This window comes from Chitinophaga sp. (genome assembly GCF_039596155.1).
Classification (GTDB): Bacteria; Bacteroidota; Bacteroidia; order Chitinophagales; family Chitinophagaceae; genus Chitinophaga.
This window is the reverse complement of the sequence record NZ_JBCNKF010000022.1, coordinates 129,849-144,598: the sequence shown is the minus strand read 5'-3', so window position 1 is coordinate 144,598 and position 14,750 is coordinate 129,849. Positions and strand designations below refer to the sequence as shown.

The 14,750-nt window shown below is 46.0% G+C and carries 14 protein-coding genes; 12 read left to right on the top strand and 2 right to left on the bottom strand.

The annotated features are described in order from the left end of the window. The first annotated feature begins 170 nt into the window (after window positions 1-170). The 3 genes from ABDW33_RS21010 to ABDW33_RS21000 all read left to right on the top strand — a co-directional run bounded on the left by ABDW33_RS21010 (window position 171) and on the right by ABDW33_RS21000 (window position 3,411). Entirely contained in the window at window positions 171-1,472 is a 1,302-nt protein-coding gene (locus ABDW33_RS21010) for a cytochrome c (protein WP_343692064.1), read from the top strand. A 63-nt stretch (window positions 1,473-1,535) separates the two neighbouring features. Beyond that, complete coding sequence (locus ABDW33_RS21005; RefSeq protein WP_343692063.1) at window positions 1,536-2,099, top strand: redoxin domain-containing protein; 564 nt, start codon at window positions 1,536-1,538, stop codon at window positions 2,097-2,099. Between the two features lie 4 nt (window positions 2,100-2,103). Further along, window positions 2,104-3,411 carry a cytochrome c gene (locus ABDW33_RS21000; RefSeq protein ID WP_343692062.1) on the top strand — a complete coding sequence of 436 codons (1,308 nt, stop codon included), beginning with the start codon at window positions 2,104-2,106 and terminating at the stop codon, window positions 3,409-3,411. Between the two features lie 71 nt (window positions 3,412-3,482). On the opposite strand, the gene mutS is transcribed toward ABDW33_RS21000, so the two are convergent. Then, window positions 3,483-6,089: a DNA mismatch repair protein MutS gene (gene mutS / locus ABDW33_RS20995; protein ID WP_343692061.1), complete on the bottom strand. Its 2,607-nt coding sequence runs from the start codon at window positions 6,087-6,089 to the stop codon at window positions 3,483-3,485. Window positions 6,090-6,196: 107 nt separating this feature from the next. Here mutS and ABDW33_RS20990 point away from each other — a divergent pair, with 107 nt between their 5' ends. The 9 genes from ABDW33_RS20990 to ABDW33_RS20950 all read left to right on the top strand — a co-directional run bounded on the left by ABDW33_RS20990 (window position 6,197) and on the right by ABDW33_RS20950 (window position 12,735). Beyond that, window positions 6,197-6,727 (top strand): RNA methyltransferase, encoded by a 531-nt coding sequence (locus ABDW33_RS20990; protein WP_343692060.1) that lies wholly within the window; start codon window positions 6,197-6,199, stop codon window positions 6,725-6,727. Window positions 6,728-6,734: 7 nt separating this feature from the next. Further along, the gene (locus ABDW33_RS20985; protein WP_343692059.1) at window positions 6,735-7,601 is read left to right on the top strand and encodes a UbiA-like polyprenyltransferase; all 867 of its coding nucleotides are present in this window, start codon (window positions 6,735-6,737) and stop codon (window positions 7,599-7,601) included. Continuing rightward, window positions 7,601-8,014, top strand: a complete 414-nt coding sequence (ruvX, locus tag ABDW33_RS20980; protein ID WP_343692058.1) for a Holliday junction resolvase RuvX — start codon at window positions 7,601-7,603, stop codon at window positions 8,012-8,014. Before ABDW33_RS20985 ends, ruvX begins: the two co-directional genes overlap by 1 nt. Before the next feature lie 105 nt (window positions 8,015-8,119). After that, a complete protein-coding gene (def, locus tag ABDW33_RS20975; RefSeq protein WP_343692057.1) occupies window positions 8,120-8,698 on the top strand; it encodes a peptide deformylase in 579 nt (192 codons plus the stop codon). Between the two features lie 68 nt (window positions 8,699-8,766). Next, a complete protein-coding gene (locus ABDW33_RS20970) occupies window positions 8,767-9,315 on the top strand; it encodes a sigma-70 family RNA polymerase sigma factor (protein WP_343692056.1) in 549 nt (182 codons plus the stop codon). A 4-nt stretch (window positions 9,316-9,319) separates the two neighbouring features. Beyond that, the gene (locus tag ABDW33_RS20965) at window positions 9,320-10,180 is read left to right on the top strand and encodes an anti-sigma factor (RefSeq protein WP_343692055.1); all 861 of its coding nucleotides are present in this window, start codon (window positions 9,320-9,322) and stop codon (window positions 10,178-10,180) included. 216 nt (window positions 10,181-10,396) lie between these two features. Next, window positions 10,397-10,948 carry a sigma-70 family RNA polymerase sigma factor gene (locus tag ABDW33_RS20960; protein ID WP_146967146.1) on the top strand — a complete coding sequence of 184 codons (552 nt, stop codon included), beginning with the start codon at window positions 10,397-10,399 and terminating at the stop codon, window positions 10,946-10,948. A gap of 3 nt (window positions 10,949-10,951) precedes the next feature. Beyond that, complete coding sequence (locus ABDW33_RS20955; protein ID WP_343692054.1) at window positions 10,952-11,782, top strand: anti-sigma factor; 831 nt, start codon at window positions 10,952-10,954, stop codon at window positions 11,780-11,782. Window positions 11,783-11,808: 26 nt separating this feature from the next. Beyond that, window positions 11,809-12,735, top strand: coding sequence for a hypothetical protein (locus ABDW33_RS20950; RefSeq protein WP_343692053.1), 927 nt, complete (start codon window positions 11,809-11,811; stop codon window positions 12,733-12,735). Between the two features lie 214 nt (window positions 12,736-12,949). On the opposite strand, the gene ABDW33_RS20945 is transcribed toward ABDW33_RS20950, so the two are convergent. Further along, on the bottom strand, window positions 12,950-14,611 hold the full coding sequence (locus tag ABDW33_RS20945) for a gliding motility-associated C-terminal domain-containing protein (RefSeq protein ID WP_343692052.1): 1,662 nt from the start codon (window positions 14,609-14,611) through the stop codon (window positions 12,950-12,952). Window positions 14,612-14,750: the final 139 nt, after the last annotated feature.

Sequence of the window (14,750 nt, the reverse complement as noted above, 5' to 3'; positions counted from 1 at the left end):
CTACCTGAATGCTCGAAAATTAAATTAAGGAACCGCCGTATACCGAACGGTACGTACGGTGGTGTGAGAGGACAGTGAGGGAACTAATCCCTCACTTCCTACTCGATTTTTACAAAAAAGTCGAAATATTATACATTTGAGAAAAATTTATCTATTTTAGGTAAATAAGTATGAAGCGCCTATTCCTATTCCTATGCCTGTCCACGATATTGTCATTCGCTGCCTATGCGCAGCGCATTACCTGGTACCAGCATATCGCCCCCATCGTTCATACTAACTGCACCCCCTGCCACCGCCCTGACGAAGCCGGTCCCTTCTCGCTGATCACTTACGAAGATGTTGCCAAACGCGCCGCTATGGTCAAAAGGGTCACCCAAAGCCGGTACATGCCACCATGGAAAGCAGATCCACATTATGTAAGTTATGCGAATGAAAGACGACTCTCCGACGAAGAAATTGCCATGATCGCAGACTGGGCCGATCATAAGATGCCCATCGGCAAAAATGATAAAGATCGGCCAGACACCATCGTTACCTCCAAAGTCTCCCGCCTGCCAGACCTGGAACTTACCATGAAACAGGCTTTCATCGTCAAAGGGGATAACGTAGAACGCTTCGTCGTTTTCAAAATCCCGTTTGAACTACCTGATTCCATGAATGTAGAAGCCATCCGCTTCATTACAAATAATCGAAAACTTATACACCACGCGAACTACGAAATTGACGATGTTCCTGCTGAAGACCTCTATAATACGGCCGACTTTGTGAACCTCACCGAAGAGGGAAATGGAAATACGGCTCAATACATTCCCTACCGCAGGCACATGGTTTACTACGGAGGCTGGATTCCCGGCGCATCCCATGAATCATACCCTCCCGGCCTTGGCTGGAAAATGCCAAAGAGAGGGATCATCCTGCTCACGCTCCACTTTGCACCGCTGGGAAAAGAAGAAAAAAGCATCAGCGGGATACAGCTCTATTTTACCAGGAATAAAGTAAAAAGAGCCATCCGTGCTGCCAGCATTGGCTCTGGCGGCGCGGGAGAAAAAGATATTGATCCGTTCTTTTATATTCCTGCCAATGCCGTCAAAACTTTCAGGGTGAAAGTAGGCGTGCCCGAAGATGAGTCAATTTTGTACGTATGGCCACATATGCACTACATCGGCAAGGTCTTCAGGGCCTACTGTATCACACCGGAGAAAGATACCATTCGCCTGGTGTCTATTCCGGACTGGAATGTGGCCTGGCAGGAAATGTACTGGTTCCCGAAATTGAAGAAACTACCAAAAGGATCTACCATCGTCGTGGAAGGAACATATGATAATACGGCGGAAAATCCGTCTAATCCAAACAGTCCCCCCCGGTTGATTTATAGCAGTGGGGAAATGAAATCTACTGATGAAATGATGACACTCGTGATGATCTATTTACCGTACGAAAATGGGGATGAAAAGATGGAAATAAAACGATGATATATATCATAATAAAACATAATTGATATATTGTAATTTGCTACTGTCAACCAATGAGCCGTTATGTCAAAACTACTTTTATTATCGCTGCTGATAACCGGCCTGTGCACGCAGTCGATAGGACGTCCAAATGGAACTGCCTTTAATGAAAGGCTAAAGGATTATACAGGTAAGGCCTATGACATCAGGCCACAGGGAAAGGTAATTGTATACCTGTTTCTCTCACCTGAATGCCCGTTGTGTAAGAACTATGCACCCATTGTACAGAAGCTGTCAGAAAAGTATAAAACCGTGCAATTCTATGGCATCATCAGTGGCCGCACCTTTACTAAAGGGCAGGTAGGCGCGTATGTAAAAGATTATAATCTCACTTTCCCCGTTCTCATGGATACGGACAAGGAAGTGGCCAATTCACTCAGGGCAACCGTTACGCCCGAAGCACTGCTGGTAGGAAGTGACGGGAAAGAATATTATCGTGGATTAATTGATGACTGGATCACCGGTTTAGGTACCAAGCGTGCAAAAACAACACAGCTCTACCTGGACCAGTCTATTCAGAACCTGGTGGCAGGTGTACCCACTATTTCAAAGACCACACCGATAGGTTGTCTGATCAGTAATTATTAGAAGTATGCGTGTTGTTATTGCAATAACATTAATCTTGTTATTCATTTGCGGAAAGGGGAGGGCACAGGATATTACCTGGTACAAACACATTGCACCCATCATTCACAATAATTGTACACCTTGTCACAGAACTGGTGAGGCGGCACCTTTTTCATTGGTGACCTACGATGACGTTGCCAAAAGAGCCAGTATGATACAACGGGTGACGGAAGCCCGTTATATGCCACCCTGGAAACCTGATCCGCACTATGTACAATATGCTAATGTAAGGCGCCTGTCCGACGAAGATATTGCCATGATCGCCAACTGGGCAACGCACGATATGCCTAAAGGCAATACCGCAGATGACAAGGAGGATACCCACAACTTTGTAGCAGGTACTGTCTATCACCGTAAGCCTGATCTGGTACTGAAGATGAAAGAAAGCTATCACCTGGCAGGCGATAACAAAGACCATTACATCGTTTATAAAATACCTTTCGAACTGGCAGATTCCATGAATGTAGAAGCCATTGAATTTATCACCAGCAACCGGAAAGTCATTCACCATGCAAATTATGAGATAGACGATGTGCCAGGCATGGATCTGTATAATACGGCGGACTATGTAGATCATGAAACAGAATCACTCAAGTACTATGAAAACTTTGTACCCTATCGTAAGCGGATCATGTACTTTGGCGGGTGGATCCCGGGCGCGTCTATGGAATCTTACCCCGAGCATATCGGCTGGGTGATGCCCAGGAGGGGAGTGATCTTGCTAACATTGCATTATGCACCGCTGGGTAAAGCAGAAGAGGTCATTGCAGGGGTACAGATCTGGACAACAAAATCAGCCATTTCCAGGCAGATTAAAAATGAAAACCTGGGCTCTGGCAGTGATTCACAAAAGCAGATCCAGCCTTTCTTTTATCTGCCTCCTGATGTAGTACGTACTTTTACATTGAATGTAAAAACCGAAGAAGATAAGTCGCTGCTGTATGTATGGCCACATATGCACCTGCTGGGAAAGGTGTTTAAAGCATATGCAGTAAAACCAAACAAAGACACCATTCCACTGGTATATATTCCCGAATGGGATTTTAACTGGCAGGAGATCTACTGGTTCCCGAAGATGGTGAAGATCCCGAAAGGATCTACTATTCATGTGGAAGGGACTTACGATAACACGCTTAATAATCCTTATAACCCAAACTTGCCACCGGCATTGGTTATGGAGAATATGAATACGAAAGATGAGATGATGACGCTGATAATGGTGACGTTGCCTTACAAGGATGGAGATGAAAACATTTCACTTAAAAAAGATTGAAGCCGTTAACAGAACGGCCGCAGGCCTGCACAAAAAAAGCTTTTACCTCAGGTAAAAGCTTTTTTTGTGCACTATAACAAATGCTTTATCTCACTTAATTTTAGCAACGCTTCCACTGGTGTCAACCTGTTTATATCCACATTCTCCAGCATATCCCTGATCGTTCTGAACGTATCACTATGCGTATCAAAAATGCTCAGCTGCACCTTCTGTGCAGGCCCGCTGATATTCTTCACCTGCTCCTGCATAGGCCCGTCTATCTGCTTCTCCTCCAGGTGAGCCAATACCTCATTTGCCCGCTCTATCAGCTTTGGCGGCATGCCGGCCATCCGCGCCACATGAATACCAAAGCTATGCCTGCTTCCACCTGGCGCCAGCTTTCGCAGGAAGATCACCTTGTTCCCCGACTCTTTATTCGTAATATGGAAGTTCTTAATCCGCGCATGCTTATTTTCCAATTCATTCAACTCATGGTAGTGTGTTGCAAACAACGTCTTCGGCCTGGCCGACGTCATATCATGCAGGTATTCCACGATACTCCATGCAATTGAAATACCATCATACGTACTGGTACCACGCCCGATCTCATCCAGGATAACCAGACTTCTTGGTGTGATATTGTTAATAATACTCGCCGTTTCGTTCATTTCAACCATGAACGTAGACTCGCCGCCACTCAGGTTGTCAGAAGCTCCCACACGTGTGAAGATCTTATCTGTCAGCCCGATCTCTGCCGCTGCTGCCGGTACAAAGCTACCCATGTGTGCCATCAGCGTGATCAACGCTGTCTGGCGTAACAGGGCGGATTTACCACTCATGTTAGGACCTGTGAGAATAATGATCTGCTGGCTTTCTTTATCCAGCCTGATATCATTCGCTACATAACTTTCGCCCGGTGGCAATCCTCTCTCAATTACCGGATGACGACCTTCCCGGATATCCAGGTGATACTCGTCGGTGATATGTGGACGACGGTATTTAAACTGTACGGCATTGTTTGTAAAACTGAGCAGGCAATCCAGTTTCGCCATCACCTGTGCATTCTGCTGAATAGGCCTGATGAAAGGCTGTAAAGCAGACAGCAGTTCTTCGAACAACTGTGCTTCCAGCGCCAGGATCTTTTCTTCCGCACCAGTGATCTTCTCTTCGTATTCCTTTAGCTCAGGGGTGATATATCTTTCTGCATTCGCCAGCGTTTGCTTACGGATCCAGTTGTCAGGTACCTTATTTTTATGTGCATTGGTTACTTCCAGGTAGTAGCCAAATACATTGTTGAATGCAATTTTCAGACTGGGAATACCGGTGGCTTCCGACTCTTTCTGCTGGATCTGTAACAGGTAATCTTTGCCGGAACGTGCAATTTTACGCAGGTTATCCAGTTCGGTATGAATGCCCATCTGTATCACTTCGCCTTTGCTCACAAGTATAGGCGGCGTCTCTGTTATTTCACGGAGTATCCTGTCGAGAATTTCATTACAGCCATCCATGGTCATCGCCAGTTGGGCAAGGTAGGGATGTGGTATTTTCTCCAGCAATGTCTTTACCGCACACACCTGCTGGAGGGCTTTGGCCAGTGACATCACTTCTCTCGGGTTAATCTTCTTCAAAGGGATCTTGGATACCAGCCTTTCCAGGTCACCTGTTTGCTTCAGGTGATGGGTGAGATTTTTGGCCAGGTCCGTCTCTTTGATGAAGTATTCCACTACATCCAGTCTTTCGTTGATCTGGTTAATGTCGCGGAGGGGGAATATGAGCCAGCGTTTCAGCAGGCGGGCGCCCATAGGGCTTACTGTCGTATCGATGGTGTTGAGCAGGGTATGCCCGTTTTCTACACTGCTACCCAGCAGTTCCAGGTTACGGATGGTGAACCGGTCCATCCACAGGAAGTCATCCTGCTCTATGCGCTGGATGTTGGTAATGTGTTGCAGGTGAGGATGTTCCGTATCCCGCAGGTAATGCAGGGCTGCACCTGCAGCAATGATGGCATCTGTGAGCCCGTCTACTCCAAAGCCTTTCAGGCTATGTGTCTCGAACTGCCTGAGGAGTGTTTCATGTGCATAAGTGGAAGTAAAGATCCACTCATCCATGGTATAGGTGTAAAACTTAGTGCCAAAATGCTGGCGAAAATTCTTTTGTTGTTGTTTGGCGTAGAGTACTTCAGCAGGCTTGAAGCTTTGCAGCAGTTTGTCAGCATACTCAATGGTACCCTGTGCTACAAAGAATTCGCCGGTGGAAATATCCAGGAAGGCAACGCCGGCTGCATCGTCGTGGAGATGTACTGCTGCCAGGAAGTTGTTGTTGGCATTTTCGAGGATCTTATCATTCACAGCAACCCCGGGGGTCACCATTTCGGTCACACCGCGTTTTACAATTCCTTTTACGGTTTTGGGATCTTCCAGTTGATCGCAGACCGCTACGCGGTGCCCTGCTTTTACCAGTTTGTGGAGGTATGTGTCCAGTGAATGGTGTGGAAAACCAGCCAGATCTACGTAAGAGGCAGCACCATTTGCTCTTTTGGTCAGCACGATCCCCAGTACTTTGGAGGCTATGACTGCGTCTTCATTAAACGTTTCATAAAAATCGCCCACGCGGAACAAAAGCACGGCATCCGGGTAACGGGTTTTAATAGCCTTATGCTGTTGCATCAGTGGGGTTTCTTCCGATTTGCTTTTCGCCATTCGGCAAAAATAGAGAAAATGTACTTTATTTCCCGCCGGCGCCGGAAGAGGTAACATTTGCGAATGTTTCAACATAGCTACTGCTATGAAAGACTTATTTTTGCAAAATGCGAAAACTCAGCATGGACGAATTAGGCCGCAAAACGATCGAAGAATTTAAGGCCGCCGAAAAAACACCACTGGTACTGGTGATGGACAATGTCAGGAGCATGCACAATGTCGGCTCTGTATTCAGAACGGCCGATGCCTTTCTGATTCAGGGGATTGTACTGTGTGGATATACGCCTGTTCCACCTCACCGCGATATTCAGAAAACAGCCCTGGGTGCAACCGAAACCGTTCAATGGCAATACTATGCCACCACCACCGAAGCAGTCAATGCCTTAAAAACAGCTGGCTACCGGGTGCTGGCGATCGAACAGGCAGAGAACAGTATCATGCTGGACCAGTTCCAGCCTGCAGGCACTGAACCCCTGGCACTGGTATTTGGGAATGAAGTATCCGGGGTAGATACGGCCGTCATGAAACTGGTAGATGGATGTATAGAAATCCCTCAGCTGGGTATGAAACACTCTTTGAACATATCTGTTAGCACAGGTATTGTAGTTTGGGATATCTTTGTAAAGTTAAAAAAGTAAACAGGAGATGATTACGACTGTAAATAAATACCTCTCGCTGGTAAAATTCAGCCACACCATATTCGCCATGCCATTTGCGCTGACGGGATTCTTTATTGCCACCGCCAGGGCAGGGTATTCTTTCAGCTGGCAGCTGTTTGTACTGGTGGTGTTATGTATGGTCTTTGCAAGAAGTGCTGCCATGGCATTTAACCGCTGGCTGGATGTGGATATCGATAAGATCAACCCACGTACCGCTAAACGTGAGATCCCTGCGGGCATCATTACTAAAAACAACGCCCTGCTGTTCATTATTGCAAACTGTGCCTTGTTTATCTTCACTACGTACTTTATCAATATGATCTGCTTTATCCTGTCACCAGTCGCGTTGATCGTGGTGCTGGGATATAGTTATACCAAGCGCTTCACAGCGCTGTGCCACCTGGTACTGGGATTAGGATTGTCCCTGGCACCCATAGGTGCGTACCTTTCAGTGACCGGCCACTTCGCGGTATTACCGGTGTTGCTGTCCTGCCTGGTGCTGTGCTGGGTATCCGGATTTGATATTATCTATTCACTACAGGACGAAGATTTCGACCGTTCTCAGGCCCTGAATTCAGTACCTACCTGGTTAGGAAAAGCAGGTGCCCTGCACTTTTCAGAAGGACTGCACGTGGTAGCTGGAGCACTGGCTATTACAATCGGGTTGATGGGACAGTTCCATTGGCTGTATGCAATAGGCGCAGCGGTATTCATTATCATGCTCATCTCTCAGCACCTGCTGGTAAAACCAAATGACCTGAGCAGGGTAAATATTGCTTTCATGACCACAAATGGTATTGCCAGCGTGGTATATGCCATATTTGCAATTGCTGACATGTTATTTTTAGCGTAATGGGAAGAATACTGGCCATCGATTATGGTAAAAAGCGAACGGGGTTAGCAGTAACAGATCCTTTGCAGATCATTGCAACAGGGCTCACAACCATTCCCTCGCAAACCCTGATACCTTACCTGAAGAAGTACTTTGAAACAGAGCAGGTAGAACTGATCCTGATAGGAGAGCCTAAGAACCTGGATGGGAGCGATACAGATGCTACTGCGCTGGTGGCAGAGTGTGTGAGGATCCTGAAAAAGAACTTCCCGGCGATGCCGCTGAAGCAGGTAGACGAGCGGTTCACTTCTAAAATGGCGTTTCAGACCATGATAGATAGCGGGCTGAAGAAAAAGGACAGGCAAAATAAAGCGCTGGTTGACGAGATCAGTGCCACCATCATACTACAGGAGTATTTACGCTCCAAATTTTAGCCGGCCGCCGGCCATGGCGAACAAAAAAATAGCTTCTGCCGCAGGCAGAAGCTATTTTTTTGTCATTTTTGTACCTTTGCATTTTGAAAAATACATCTATATATAATGATTTTACCTATCGTCGCCTACGGCCATCCGGTACTCCGTAAGATGTGTGAAGACATCACACCAGAATACCCAGACTTAGACAAACTGATCGCAAATATGTGGGAAACCATGTACGCGTCCAGTGGTGTAGGCCTCGCAGCACCTCAGATCAACAGGCCTATCCGCCTTTTCGTAATAGACAGCGAACAGATCATCAATAACCTCGAAGAAGATGAAAAAGACGAGTACCCTGGCGATGCCGGTGTAAAACGCGTTTTCATCAACGCACATATCGTAGCTACCGGTGGCGAAGAATGGCCTTACAACGAAGGTTGCCTCAGCATCCCTAAAGTAAGAGAAGACGTATACCGGCCTGAAACCGTTACCATCCGCTATGTAGACGAAAACTTCCAGCCACACGAAGACACCTTCACCGGCGTTACAGCACGTGTTATATTCCATGAATACGACCATATCGATGGTAAGTTATTCATCGATCACCTCAAACCTCTCAAGCGCAGGATGATCAAAAGCAAGCTGGACGATATCTCCAAAGGAAAGATTAAGGTCGATTACAAAATGATATTTCATAAATAAAATGTATGAAAATTTTGTAATGTTAAAAATCCCTATTATTTTAGTGCCTGCAAACTAATCAACTATAATTGGGAGCAGCACTTACATATACTGAAGCCGAACTGGTAACTGGATTAAAAGCCAGGAACGAAAAGTTTTTCGGTTACTTATATGACCATTATTCACCGGCATTGTATGGTATCGCCCTCAAAGTAGTGGTAGACGAAACGCTTGCCGGAGATGTGTTGCAGGAAATCTTTCTCAAGATCTGGAGGGGTATAGACCGCTATGATACAGATAAAGGCCGCCTTTTCACCTGGATGGTGAATATAGCGCGTAACACAGCTATCGATACACTCCGCTCCAAAGGCCATAAACTTGGCCAGAAAGTTCAGGAAATAGGAAACAATTCCCTTATAGTCGATCAACTGGCGGTATACCCGTCCGTTGATCATTTGGGATTGGCCAAAGTAGTGGAACAGTTGAACAAGGAACAACGTGTTATTATAGACCTGGCTTATTACAAAGGTTGTACACAGGACGAGATTTCCAAAATACTGGATATCCCGCTCGGTACGGTCAAGACCAGGATGCGTAATGCGATCATACAATTGCGGAATATTTTAAAACAGATGTAAGCAAGTGGATGTTCAACGGTACATATCATCCGGTATTATTGAAAACCATGTGATCGGTTTAGTCTCCGAAGCGGAAAACCGCGAAATGGAGGTGGCGATCCAACAGCATCCTGAAGTAAAGGCGGCTGTCGATGCTGCACAGCAGGACCTGGAGAAATACGTGATGATGATGGCCCAAAAGCCACCGGTACATCTGAAAAAGCAAATTCTTGAAAGGTTAAAGCAGGATGCAGGCGCAGCAGAGCCGGCTATTCCCGTTACCCAACCCGTTGCAATCGACGAGGAAATTCCTGTAATCGACTATACCCCCCGCACCCCCATCTCTCCTTTAAAAATATGGCAATATGGCGCCGCTGCCGCATTTACCTTGCTTGTAGCCAGTGCTGTCATGAACATTGCTTATTATACCAAATACAACGATTCCCAAAGTCAATACGCCAGTCTTCAAAGTAGCCAGGACAGTTTTGCAGCCGAAAAGGACACGCTCTCGGCACAATTGCACCGCGCACAGGAAGAACTGACCCTGATGAAAGATCCGGCCTTTAAATGGATTAAAATGCTGGGTACACCCAGGCACCAGGGCAATGTAGCCACCATTTGCTGGGACCCGCAGTCAAAAGCTACCTTTATTCTCGCACAAAAGCTTCCTGAACCTCCACCTGACATGCAATACCAGCTGTGGGCGATCGTCAATGGCAAGTGTATAGATGCCGGCGTGTTTTCCACCGGTGAACAGGCCACTTCTATGCAAAAAGTCAAAGACGTTGTCAACGCACAGGCATTTGCAGTAACCCTGGAAAAGAAAGGTGGTAGCCCAACCCCTACCCTAGACCAGATGTTTGTAGCCGGAAAGGTGGCTGGATGATATAAGAAACTCTCTTACGCTCTCATTTTCAATTATTCCGCAATAATTGCTATATTTCCTTTATTATTGCATTCCCTTTGACCATTTATTGTTATTTGTATTAATTTGTAATCACACGCAGCTGTACCGGAACACGGGTACTTTTTCTGTAGCGTTTACGGCTATGATGTGGGAGCACACGTGAAAAGATATTTTTAAACTAATTCTTTAACTGTTTTGGAATCCGCGTTCACATATACGGAATCTGAGCTGATTCAGGGCTTAAAAGCTAAAGACCAGAAGGTGTTTAGTTACCTGTATGACCGTTACTCTCCGGCCTTGTACGGTGTGGCGCTGAAAGTGCTCAACGACGAAAGCAATGCGAGTGATTGTCTTCAGGAAGTATTCATGAAGATCTGGCGAAACATTGATCGTTACGATGAAAGTAAGGGTCGTTTGTTTACCTGGATGCTGAATATTACCCGTAATACAGCCATCGATACACTTCGTTCTAAGGCACATAAAATGGATCAGAAAATCCAGGACATCGGAGATGACGTACATCTATATACTGGCAATTTGGCCGTACACCCTTCCGTTGACCATCTCGGACTCTCCAAGGTTCTGGAAAAACTGACAAAAGAACAACGTATCATCATTGATCTGGCGTACTATAAAGGTTGCACCCAGGAAGAAATTTCCAAGGTGCTGGAAATCCCTTTGGGTACGGTAAAGACAAGGATGAGAAATGCGATCATTCAATTAAGAAACCTGTTAAAATTAGTTTAAGAAGTGGGTGCAACAAGTTACATATCATCCGGCATTATTGAAGCCTATGTCAGCGGACTTGCTTCTTCCCAGGAAAGGGAAGAGCTGGAAGCAGCCATGGCACAGTATCCGGAGGTTGCTGCAGAATACCAGAGCTGCCAGCACGATATGGAGCAATACATAATCTATCAATCAGTCACACCTCCTGCCACCTTAAAAGAGAAATTATTTTCACAGCTGGATACCGAAGAAACTGCACGTGCAAACGGTACTTACGTCGATGAAGATGCTATACCTGAAACGCCCGTACGTAAGATACTCGTAAGCAGCGCATGGCGCTGGGTAGCTGCTGCCTCCATACTCTTGCTGGCCGGAAGTGCACTGTTGAATTATAACCTGTTCACACGTTACAACGATGCGCAGCAGAAACTGGAAGCACTGGCAGTGTCCAATTCTTCTTTGGCTGCAGAAACAAACACGTACCGTACCAGGCTCGAACAGGCAGAAGAAAACCTCCATATCGTTCAGGACCCTTCCATGAAAACGGTGAAGATGCCGGGCACAAAACCATTCCCGACAGCGCTCGCTACCGTATACTGGAACCAGACTTCCAAAGAAGTCTTTGTGATGGTCAACAACCTCCCGCAACCAGCTCCTGATAAGCAATACCAACTGTGGGCCATCGTTGATGGCAAACCCGTAGACATGGGCGTATTTGAAACAGGCACCGACGCGAAAATCATACAGAAAATGAAATCTGTTAACAACGCGGAAATGTTTGCCGTTACTTTAGAGAAAAAAGGTGGTAGCCCGGAACCAACTTTAGATCAGATGTACGTAGCCGGTAAGATATAATCCCCCGGTATTTCGTAATTTGCAGCATGCGATCATTGTTGTTATTCATTTTTGCTTTTTTCATCAGTAACATTTCAAGTGCCCAGGATACGGCCAACTATAGGGGGATGACTGTCAACCTTGACGAAGTCGTCGTTCAGGCCAAGCGGGTGGGCTTTGATGTCAATAGCTTCATCAAAAGGGTAGAAACTGATACTACCTTTTACAGGGCATTCCGGAATCTTCATTTATTAGGCTATTCGGCCGACAACGATATTCGTATCTATGGTAAAAAAGGAAAGATAGACGCTTTCCTGAAAAGCCAGACCGTGCAAACCATGGAAGGCACCTGCCGTACCATGAAAGTATTGCACGAAGAAACAGGCGGCGACTTCTATACCTCCAAAGGTGATTACAAGTACTATACTGCCGAGCTGTATGCAAACTTCTTCTTCACCAAAGGAACCGTATGTGCGAAGGCCAACGGTGAATCAATTGAACCTTCCAGGGGCAACCTGGCCAAACATAAAGCACAGCTCAAACAACTGATCTTCAATCCCGGTCAGCCTATCAAAGGTGTGCCAATCGTAGGTGGCAAAGTCGCGATCTTCGACCCCGAAGTGATGCGTCTCTACGATTTCTCAATTACTTCCGAAGATTTTAATGGAGTACCCTGCTGGGTGTTTTCCGCTACCGCGAAAAAGAACCTCGGGTATTTTGATAAGAATGATATCGTGATCAATGAACTGATCACCTATTTCACCAAGGATGCCTTCGATATCGTGAACAGAAAATATTCACTTTCCTACAAGACCCTGGTATTTGATTTCAATGTGAAGATGAATGTGCAACTGGTGAAAAAACAAGAGCTGCTTACACCGACTTTAGTCACATATGAAGGTACCTGGGATGTACCTTTCAGGAAGAGAGAAACAGCGATTTTTATAGCAAAGTTTCATGAGTTTACCCGGTAAAAAATGCTTTCAATTACTACCTGTACAGAAAAAGAAATGTATCAGCCGTAATATCAACTTATAAAAATGACAATTGTTCCTGTCAGCTATCCAAATAGAATAGTCATGATGGGGGGCATTCACCAACAGGAATGAAAATGATTGTCAGAAAAAAAGCGCCTGTATCCGTAAAAGATACAGGCGCTTTTTTGTTTTATTGTATGAAGTTGCCTCCCTAATGTATCACCGTGATCGCACCTGTCTTTCGCACAAATTCTCCTGTTTTTTGCACAGTATATTCCATCACCCACACATATGTTCCAACTGGCACGCGGACCCCATTCTTCGTACCGGTCCATCCAATATCGGGATCTGTGGTATAGTAGATCTGTGCCCCCCATCTGTCGTATACACTGATTGAGAAGGACTGTAACGGGCATCGGTATCTCGGTCGGAACAGGTCATTCTGCCCGTCTCCATTCGGACTAAAGCCACTCGGCAACCACACCTGGCATTCACAATCCCTGAAGCCAACTTCAACAGAGTCAATAGCTGTACCACAGGTATTTTGTGCCACTACTGCATAGATGCCGGCTGTATTCACTTTGTATAATGCCGTTGTACTACTGTCCTGCCATTTATAGTTACTACCTGCACCTTTTGGATACAGGGTATAGATCTCACCATTACAAAGTACAGTATCTCTACCCAGGCTTACCCGTAGGGTATCTTCAATCTGTACATGTACGGTATCGCTGCTTTCGCAACGACCTATTTGTGCATGTACATAATAATAGCCAGTTTTAGTTACATAGTAGGTTGCCTGCTTACTGGTATCCTGCCACCGGTAGGTACCGGTTCCAAAATCGGCGGTGAGTACCAGTTTTTCTCCTTTACAGATAATGGTATCATTACCCAGGTTCACATTGCGGAGCGCATTGTAACGAACCCGGATGCTGTCGATCACATTGCAGGTATTATTGATTGTAGCATAACACCAAAGGTCCGCAGGGCGGCTGGCAGATATAGTCGGTGTAGTAGCCCCTGTGCTCCACAAATAAGCTGTAGCACCACTGGTTGCTCCATTGATGGTCACCGTTTCGCCCGGGCAAAGTAAAGTATCCGGACCCAGTGAGTATGGGTGCTCAGTGCCACCGAATGCAATACGAATGCTGTCTATAAAAATACCGCAACCTTTGGCATTGGCTTGTACTATGTAGGTGAAGGCTGCCCGCGCAGTATCACTATGTACAATGATGTCTGGTGTCGTTTCACCCGTATTCCAGGAAAAGGTGCAGTTCTGGGCGGTAGCATCCAGTTGGAGGGTTTCACCCAGGCAGAGGATCACATCATTTCCCAGTTCTATTTCCGGCTCCGGTGTATAGAATACGTTCATGGAATCGGGTACCAGGCAACCATTGATTTTGACCTTGTATGTCTGCATGGTATCTACCACTATACTCTGACCAGTGGAGCTATCCTGCCAGAGGTAGGAGGCACCGGCTACATAAGGAGCGGTCAGGGTGATGGTGGAGCCTTCACAGAGGGTAGAATCGGTCGGACCAAAGTCGTACGGTACGGGTGCAACCACGGTGATGGTATTGGTAGAAATGTCTTCCACACCGCTCCTGTAAGCTACAAGGGTGATGGTATAGTCGCCGAGGGTATTATAAAGGTGCACCCCGTTGATCGCTTTGGAAGAATCATATTTACCGGATGCCGGATCGCCATAATACCATTTGACAGAGTCAATGCCGTCACGGTCAGCTGTGGCGATAATAAAACGAATGCTATCGTTCAGGCAGGTGCTATTGTAGGTAAAGGGTGTAGACGCCTGCGCGGTGGTTGAACCGAATAAAACGAGTAAAACAACTAAAATAAGGTATAGGTTTCTCATGCTTGGGACATGGGTAAGCCATAAAATTAAAAGAAATTCATGATATATGGTATTTTTTTAATAGAAACGTAAAAACTTCGTTCTATTAACATCGGGTTAGCAAACCTACCATATCAATATCCTAATTTTAATCCCGAGA